Genomic DNA, 1,240 nt, shown 5'->3' with positions numbered 1-1,240 from the left:
AAGATTGCGCCGTTCCCCGCGCCCCTGAAAGCGAAAGGCAAAGGACTGCGCCGTTCCCCGCGCCCCTTGGGGCTGCGTCCCTAGAGGTGGGTGGCCAGGGCCGTGAGCAGCCTCGTGACGCCCTCCGGGCCGTCCACCACCAGGTCTGCGCGGTCGGCCAGTTCCGTCACCTCGGTGCTGCCGCTGCAGACCAGGAGGCCCGGGGTGCCGTCGGAGCGGAGTTTTTCGACGGCGGCGAAGGCCGGCAGGTCGCCGAGGTCGTCGCCGACGTACATGACCGACTCGGCGCCGACATCGCGCACGTACTCGCCGAGGGCGACGCCCTTGTCCATGCCCGCCGGACGCAACTCCAGGACCAGCCGCCCCGGTTCGACGATCAGGCCGTGCTTCTGGGCCAGCCGGGCCAGCGGCTCGCGCAGTGCCTCGAAGGCGGCCTGCGGGTCCTGGGCACGGCGGGTGTGGACCGCGACGGCCCTGCCCTTCTCCTCGATCCAGCTGCCCTGCCACGCACCGATGCCGTCGAGGAAACCGGGCAGTTCGGCGCGGGCCGCGGCGACGCCGGGGTGCGGCGCGGGGGCCCGGACCGTACCGGTGACCGCGTCCCAGCGCTCCGCCCCGTAGTGGCCCAGCACGACGAGGTGGTCCAGGCCCGCAACCCCGGCGAAGCCGCCGTACCGCACGGCGACCGACGCGGGCCTGCCCGTGACCACGGCCACCGACGCCACCTTCGGGGCCAGCGCCGCGAGGGCCGGTACGGCGTCCGGGTGGGCGCGGGCCTGTTCCGGGTCGGGGACGATCGGCGCGAGCGTGCCGTCGAAGTCGAAGGCGAGGACGGCCTTGTGGGGCCGCGCGAGGAGGGCGGCGAGGCCGTCTCGGCCCTCCGCGGTCACGGGGCTCGGCAGCGACGCTGGGTCGGGGTGACTGGCCATGCTGCGACCCTATCCGCCGAGGTGGGGTCTTACGCCTCCCGCTCGCTCCTGCGTACCTCACGGACGCGCCGCAGGCGGTTGACCGTCACCGGGTCGTACGCGAGGGCCCGCTCCGCGTCCAGCAGGGCGTTCAGCAACTGGTAGTAGCGAACGGGCGCGATCCCCAGCTCCTCCCGGACGGCCCGCTCCTTGGCCCCGGGCGACTCCCACCCCCGCCCCTCCAACGCCAGCACGTCCCGCTCCTGCGCAGTCAGCTCCTGGTCACCCATAAGCCCAACGCTAACCCCAAAAGGGGCGCGGGGAACGGCGCA

The 1,240-nt window shown here is 74.0% G+C and carries 2 protein-coding genes; both read right to left on the bottom strand.

What is annotated here, in order from left to right; genetic code table 11:
* Nucleotides 1-80 precede the first annotated feature (80 nt).
* Nucleotides 81-929 (bottom strand): trehalose-phosphatase, encoded by an 849-nt coding sequence (gene otsB / locus ACFWGJ_RS43755; protein ID WP_387334556.1) that lies wholly within the window; start codon nucleotides 927-929, stop codon nucleotides 81-83.
* 29 nt (nucleotides 930-958) lie between these two features.
* A complete protein-coding gene (locus ACFWGJ_RS43750; protein WP_107015324.1) occupies nucleotides 959-1,198 on the bottom strand; it encodes a DUF3263 domain-containing protein in 240 nt (79 codons plus the stop codon).
* Between the last annotated feature and the right edge of the window lie 42 nt (nucleotides 1,199-1,240).

Origin of the sequence: Streptomyces sp. NPDC060205 (genome assembly GCF_042728395.1) — a bacterium.
Lineage (GTDB): Bacteria > Actinomycetota > Actinomycetes > Streptomycetales > Streptomycetaceae > Streptomyces.
This window is presented reverse-complemented; position numbering and strand designations above follow the sequence as displayed.